A 7122-nucleotide genomic window follows, 5' to 3' on the forward strand; every position below is an offset into this window, starting at 1 on the left:
ACGTTCCCCGCACCTTGACCGCCACCGCCTTGACCGCCACCGCCCTGACCGCCACCGCCCTGGCCGCCACCGTCCTGGCCGCCTCTTGCCGGCGCTCGACGCCGCCCTCTCGTGGCGTCGCCGCCCCCGGCTGTCCGTGCCGCGACCGTGGGTCGCGTCGGGACGGCCCGTCGAACCGTCAGGGACCGGCGCCCAACGCGGCCCGGACCGGGCCGCGTTACGGGCTCGGTCCGGGGTCCCGGCCCCTTCCCCGGCGCGCGGGGTCCGGGCGGCGCGGAGAGGTCAGCCGGTACCCGGGGTGCGCGGCGGACTCACGGTGGTGCGGGTCGGGCGGCGCTGGGAGGAGGCACGGACGATCAGCTCGGTCGGTATGACCTGCTCGACCGGCTGGTCCGAGGCGATCCCCTCGATGGCGTCGATCAGCAGCTGCACCACGGCCGTGCCGATCCGGCGCGGCTTGAGGGAGAGCGTGGTGATCGGCGGTTCGGTGGCCGCGTAGACCGAGGACTCGCTGCAGCACACCAGCAGCAGGTCCTCCGGCACTCGCAGCCCGTACCGCCGGGCGGCGGCGAGCAGGTCGGTGCCGTTGGGGTCGAAGAGGCCGTACACCGCGTCGGGCCGGTCCGGCCGGGCCAGCAGCCGGTCGGCGGCCACGGCTCCGGCGCACGGGTCGTGGGCCGGGTAGGACTCGTAGACCGGCTCCTGCCCGACCCGCTCGCACCAGCGCAGGTAGGCGGTGGTGGACAGCCGGGTGTACGTGTCGGTGCTGGTGCCGGTGAGGAGCCCGATGCGCCGGGCGCCGGCCGCGGCGAGGTGGTCCAGGATGCCCAGGACGGCGGCCTCGTGGTCGTTGTCCACCCATGCCGTCACCGGAAGGGCGCCGTTGGGGCGGCCGTCGGAGACCACCGGTAAACCCTGGCGGGCCAGTTCGGCGACGACCGGATCGTGGTCCGACGGGTCGATGACCACGGTGCCGTCCAGCGCCACGTTGGACCACACGTCGTGCCGTGAGGTCGCGGGCAGGATCACCAGGGCGTAACCGCGGTCCAGTGCCGCCGAGGAGGCCGCCCGGGCCATCTCGGCGAAGTAGGCGAACTCGGTGAAGGTGAAAGGTTCATCCCCGTACGTGGTCACCGTCAGGCCGATCAGGCCGGACTTGCCCGTACGGAGGGTTCGGGCCGCGGCCGAGGGGCGGTAACCGAGACGGTCGGCCACCTCACGGACATGGCGTCGGGTGGCATCGGGCAGTCGGCCCTTGCCGTTGAGGGCGTCGGAGACGGTCGTGATGGAGACCCCGGCCGCGGCGGCCACGTCCCGGATCCCCGCCCGGCCCGATCGGCTGCCCCGGCGGGTGATCTCAGCCCGGTTCACCTGGTGCTTCCCTGCTGCTGTCATGGCGAGCCGATAGTAGGGCTCCAGAGGCGGGCCGGATCCTCTGCATATGCAGCCGTTGACAGGGACGATTCTCCATGGTCATCTGACGGGAAACGCCTTGGAAACAAAGGGCACGGACGCCTTCGGTCAATGGAGCGGGCGTTCTGGCGGGTGAATGCCGCGTGCAAGGACAAGGTTCCGAACCGGGTGCAACTCACCTGCACGGGTGATGCGCGCCACGGCGCGAGCCACCGGCGCGCGTGATTTCTCCGACCGCGCCCCTGGTTCCCCCGGGCCGGCTCCGACCGTGCACCGCGCCGTGGACGGCCCGGTCCCGCGTCGGCGTGCGGCTCTTAGGCTGATAGCCATCGGTGCCGTCGGCGAAGTGAGCCGCCGGCCGTCATGAGGAGGACTGCGGTGAGCGAGACGAGCCCCAAACTGCGTGCCGAGCTCGAGGGAGTGCCCTCCTACAAGCCGGGCCGCCCGGCCTCGGGGTCGGGTCCGGTCGCCTACAAGCTGTCCTCCAACGAGAACCCCTACCCGCCGCTGCCCGGCGTGCTGGAGAGCGTGGTGGCCTCCGCGGCCTCGTTCAACCGCTACCCGGACATGGCCTGCGCCGGACTGATCGAGGAGCTGGCGGAGCGCTTCGGGGTGCCCGCCTCCCACGTGGCCACCGGCACCGGCTCGGTGGGCGTCGCGCAGCAGCTGCTCCAGGCCACCAGCGGTCCGGGCGACGAGGTGATCTACGCCTGGCGCTCCTTCGAGGCGTACCCGATCATCACCCGGATCAGCGGCGCCACCCCGGTGGAGGTGCCCCTCACGCCGGGCGAGGTCCACGACCTCGACGCGATGGCGGACGCGATCACCGAGCGGACCCGGCTGATCTTCGTCTGCAACCCCAACAACCCGACGGGCACCGTGGTGCGCCGGGCCGAGCTGGAGAGGTTCCTCGACCGGGTGCCCGGCGACGTGCTGGTGGTGCTGGACGAGGCCTACCGGGAGTTCATCCGGGACCAGGACGTGCCGGACGGCGTGGAGCTCTACCGGGACCGTCCCAATGTCTGTGTGCTGCGCACCTTCTCCAAGGCGTACGGCCTGGCCGGGCTGCGGGTCGGCTTCGCCATCGCCCACGAGCCGGTGGCGGCCGCGCTGCGCAAGACGGCCGTGCCGTTCGGTGTCAGCCAGCTCGCGCAGGACGCGGCGGTCGCCTCGCTGCGCGCGGAGGACGAACTCCTCGGCCGGGTGGGCTCCCTGGTGTGCGAGCGCAACCGGGTGGTCGCGGCCCTGCGCGAGCAGGGGTGGACCGTGCCGGACACCGAGGCCAACTTCGTCTGGCTGCGGCTCGACGAGCGGACCATGGAGTTCGCCGCGGCCTGCGAGCAGGCGGGCGTGGTGGTCCGGCCGTTCGCCGGGGAAGGTGTGCGGGTCACGGTCGGCGAGACGGAGGCCAACGACATCTTCGTCAAGACGGCTGAGGAGTTCCGCCGCTCCGTCTGATCCCGCCCGCGGCGTCCGTCCGTCCGGCCCGGTGGCCCCCTTGGGGGAGCCGCCGGGCCGTCGCCGTTTCCGGGCGCGGAGCCGGATGGAGGAGCCGGATGGAGGAGCCGGTCGGAGGAGCCGGTCGGATGGGCTGGTTTCGGCCGTCCTGGACCTAAGGGGGTACCCCCCTGTACGGCCGTTCGGCCTACATGCTGATAATAGCTTGTGAATGTGAACGCTTTCACAAGCGCGCATGTTCATGCCCCCATGTGCGGATCTGGTGGAACAAACCTCCGCCTCGAGGCACCGCTGTGAAGGAGAACACGTGGACCTCGCCCTGGCCCCCGAGACGCTCGCGCGCTGGCAGTTCGGCATCACGACCGTCTACCACTTCCTGTTCGTCCCGCTGACGATCTCGCTGGCCGCTCTCACGGCCGGGCTCCAGACGGCGTGGGTGCGCTCCGGCAAGGAGAAGTACCTCAGAGCCACCAAGTTCTGGGGCAAGCTCTTCCTGATCAACATCGCGCTCGGCGTGGTCACCGGCCTGGTGCAGGAGTTCCAGTTCGGCATGAACTGGTCCGCCTACTCGCGCTTCGTCGGAGACGTCTTCGGGGCGCCGCTGGCCTTCGAGGCCCTGATCGCCTTCTTCTTCGAGTCCACCTTCATCGGCCTGTGGATCTTCGGCTGGGACAAGCTGCCGAAGAAGATCCACCTGGCCTGCATCTGGATGGTCTCCATCGGCACCATCCTCTCGGCCTACTTCATCCTGGCGGCCAACTCCTGGATGCAGCACCCGGTCGGCTACCGGATCAACGAGGAGAAGGGCCGCGCCGAACTCACCGACTTCTGGCTGGTGCTGACCCAGAACACCACGCTCGCCCAGGTCTTCCACAGCCTGGCCGCCGCCTTCCTCACCGGTGGCGCCTTCATGGTCGGGATCGCCGCCTACCACCTGGCCCGGGGCCGTCACCTCGCGGAGATGCGCACCTCCCTGCGGCTGGGCCTGATGACCGTGGCGGTCGGCGGCCTGCTGACGGCGGTCAGCGGCGACGTGCTGGGCAAGGTGATGTTCGAGCAGCAGCCGATGAAGATGGCGGCGGCGGAGGCGCTCTGGGAAGGCGAGCGCGGGGCCCCGTTCTCGCTCTTCGCCTACGGCGACGTCGACAAGGGCCACAACACCGTGGCCATCGAGATCCCCGGCCTGCTCTCCTACCTCGCCGACTCGGACCTGGACCACTACGTGCCGGGCATCAACGACATCAACGAGGAGATGCAGGAGACGTACGGGCCCGGCGATTACCGGCCCAACATCCCGGTGGCCTTCTGGAGCTTCCGCTGGATGATCGGCTTCGGCATGGCCTCCCTCATGGTGGGCGTGCTCGGGCTCTGGCTGACGCGGAAGAAGTTCCTGCTCCCCCGGCATCTGCGGTCCGGTGAGGACGAGGTGCCGCACCTGGTCCTGCTGCCGCGCGGCAAGGCCCTCGGTCCCCGGGCGACCCGGCTCTACTGGCGGGTCGCGACCTGGACCATGGCGTTCCCGCTGATCGCGAACGCCTGGGGCTGGATCTTCACCGAGATGGGCCGTCAGCCCTGGGTGGTGTTCGGCGTCTTCCAGACCCGTGACGCCGTCTCCCCCGGCGTCGGTCAGGGCGAGGTCCTCGCCTCGATGCTCCTCTTCACGGTGGTCTACGCGGTCCTCGCGGTCGTCGAGGTGAAGCTGCTCGTGAAGTACGTGAAAGCCGGCCCGCCCGAGCTCACCGAGGCGGACCTCAACCCGCCCACCAGGATCGGCGGCGACCCGCGCGACGCCGACAAGCCCATGGCCTTCTCGTACTAGCGGGCAGGGAGTCACCTCGCATGGAACTGCAACTGCACGACCTCTGGTTCGTCCTGATCGCCGTCCTGTGGACCGGCTACTTCTTCCTGGAGGGCTTCGACTTCGGCATAGGCGTGCTCACCAGGCTGCTGGCCCGGGACCGGACCGAGAAGCGGGTGCTGATCAACACCATCGGCCCCGTCTGGGACGGCAACGAGGTCTGGCTGGTGACCGCCGCCGGCGCCACCTTCGCCGCGTTCCCCGAGTGGTACGCCACCCTGTTCTCCGGCTTCTACCTGCCGCTGCTGGTGATCCTGCTCTGCCTGATCCTGCGCGGAGTGGCCTTCGAGTACCGGGTGAAGCGGTCCGGCGAGAGGTGGCAGCGGAACTGGGAGTCGGCGATCTTCTGGACCTCGCTGCTCCTCGCGGCCCTCTGGGGTGTGGTCTTCGCCAACATCGTCCGGGGACTGCGGATCGACCGGGACCTGGAGTACGTCGGCACCCTGGGGGACCTGTTCAGCCCCTACGCCCTGCTGGGTGGTGTGGTGACGCTGACCCTCTTCACCTTCCACGGCGCGGTCTTCGCGGCACTGAAGACCGAGGGGGAGATCCGGGACCGGGCACGCGGCCTCGCGCTGCGGCTCGGCGTGGTCACCGCCCTGCCGCTGGCCGGCTTCCTGGTCTGGACGCTGCTCTCGCGGGGCGACCTGCCGAGCCTGGTCGCGGCGGTGCTCACCCTCGCCGCGCTGGCCGGCGCGATGCTGACCGGACGGGCCGGCCGTGAAGGCTGGTCGTTCGTCTGCTCCGGCCTGAGCGTGGTGGCGCTGGTGGCGGTGTTCTTCCTGTCACTCTTCCCGGAGGTCATGCCCTCCACGCTGGACGAGAACTGGAGCCTCACGGTCACCAATGCCTCCTCCAGCCCCTACACCCTGAAGATCATGACCTGGTGCGCCCTCGCGGCCACGCCGGTGGTGCTGCTGTACCAGTCGTGGACCTACTGGGTGTTCCGCAAGCGGATCGGCACGCGGCACATCGCCGCGAGCCACTGACGGACGAGGTTTCACGTGAAACCGGTGGATCCCCGACTGGTGCGGTACGCCCGCGCCACCCGACTCTTCCTGGCCGCGGTGGTGGCCCTGGGCCTGGTCGGTGCGGGCCTGGTCGTCGTCCAGGCGACGCTGATCGCCGAGGTGGTGGTCGGTGCCTTCCAGGAGGGGCTGTCCACCGGCGAGCTGGTCGCCCCTCTGCTGGCGCTGACCGCCGTCGCCTGCGGGCGAGGGGTGGTCGCCTGGCTGACCGGACTCGCGGCGCACCGCGCGAGCGCGGCGGTCAAGTCCGAACTCCGAGGGCGGCTGCTGGCACGGACAGCCGCCCTCGGTCCCTCCTGGCTGGACGGGCAGCGCACCGGATCGCTGGTGAACCTGGCGACCCGGGGTGTGGACGCCCTCGACGACTACTTCGCCCGGTACCTGCCCCAGTTGGGTCTGGCCGTGGTGGTGCCGGTGGCCGTGCTGGCCCGGATCGTCACGGGTGACTGGGTCTCCGCAGCGATCATCGTGGGCACCCTGCCGCTGATCCCCCTTTTCATGGCGCTGATCGGCTGGGCCACCCAGGCCCACACCGACCGGCAGTGGCGGCTGCTGTCCCGGCTTTCCGGCCACTTCCTCGACGTGGTCGCCGGACTGCCCACGCTGAAGGTGTTCGGGCGGGCCAAGGCCCAGGCGGAGTCGATCCGCCGGATCACCGACGCATACCGGCGGGCCACCCTGCGCACGCTGCGGATCGCCTTCCTCTCGTCGTTCGCGCTGGAGCTGCTCTCCACCTTGTCGGTGGCGCTGGTCGCGGTCACCATCGGGATGCGGCTGGTCCACGGGGAGATGGACCTCTACACCGGCCTGGTGGTGCTGATTCTGGCGCCGGAGGCCTATCTGCCGTTGCGGCAGGTGGGGACGCAGTACCACGCGGCGGCCGAAGGGCTGGCGGCCGCGGAGGAGGTCTTCGCGGTGCTGGAGACCCCGCTGCCGGAGGCGGGCACCCGGCCGGTGCCGGCGGACACGACGATCACGGTCGAGGACCTCGCCGTGCGGTATCCGGGGCGTACGGAGGACGCGGTCGCCGCGGTCTCCTTCACGGTGGAGCCCGGTGCGGTGGTGGCGCTGACGGGTCCCAGCGGTGCGGGCAAGTCCACGCTGCTGCGGGTGCTGCTCGGGTTCGCGCGTCCCTCCCGGGGGCGGGTGCGGGTGGGCGGCGTGGACCTCGCGGAGATCGATCCGCAGGCGTGGCGGTCACGGATCGCCTGGGTGCCGCAGCGGCCCCACCTGTACGCGGCGAGCGTGGCCGAGAACGTGCGGCTGGCCCGCCCGGAGGCCGACGACGCCGCGGTGCGGAGGGCGCTGGCCGACGCGGGGGCGCTGGAGTTCGTGGACGCGCTCCCGGAGGGGACCGGCACGGTC

Annotated in this window: 5 protein-coding genes; 4 read left to right on the top strand and 1 reads right to left on the bottom strand. The window is 70.9% G+C overall.

Annotation, left to right across the window (positions count from 1 at the left end; translation table 11 throughout):
- Positions 1 to 282: 282 nt before the first annotated feature.
- Complete coding sequence (locus HW445_RS13920) at positions 283 to 1395, bottom strand: LacI family DNA-binding transcriptional regulator (protein ID WP_180221336.1); 1113 nt, start codon at positions 1393 to 1395, stop codon at positions 283 to 285.
- 396 nt (positions 1396 to 1791) lie between these two features.
- Between HW445_RS13920 and hisC the strand changes: the two genes are divergently transcribed.
- From hisC to cydD, 4 genes are all read left to right on the top strand, one after another.
- Positions 1792 to 2871 carry a histidinol-phosphate transaminase gene (hisC, locus tag HW445_RS13925; protein ID WP_180221337.1) on the top strand — a complete coding sequence of 360 codons (1080 nt, stop codon included), beginning with the start codon at positions 1792 to 1794 and terminating at the stop codon, positions 2869 to 2871.
- Positions 2872 to 3178: 307 nt separating this feature from the next.
- On the top strand, positions 3179 to 4690 hold the full coding sequence (locus HW445_RS13930; RefSeq protein WP_180221338.1) for a cytochrome ubiquinol oxidase subunit I: 1512 nt from the start codon (positions 3179 to 3181) through the stop codon (positions 4688 to 4690).
- Positions 4691 to 4716: 26 nt separating this feature from the next.
- Positions 4717 to 5718: a cytochrome d ubiquinol oxidase subunit II gene (cydB, locus tag HW445_RS13935; RefSeq protein ID WP_180221340.1), complete on the top strand. Its 1002-nt coding sequence runs from the start codon at positions 4717 to 4719 to the stop codon at positions 5716 to 5718.
- Between the two features lie 15 nt (positions 5719 to 5733).
- Positions 5734 to 7122, top strand: a 1389-nt coding sequence (gene cydD / locus HW445_RS13940; RefSeq protein WP_180221339.1) for a thiol reductant ABC exporter subunit CydD, incomplete at its 3' end; no start/stop codon positions are given.

The sequence above is a fragment of the Streptomyces sp. UH6 genome (assembly GCF_013421635.1).
Lineage (GTDB): Bacteria > Actinomycetota > Actinomycetes > Streptomycetales > Streptomycetaceae > Streptomyces > Streptomyces abyssomicinicus.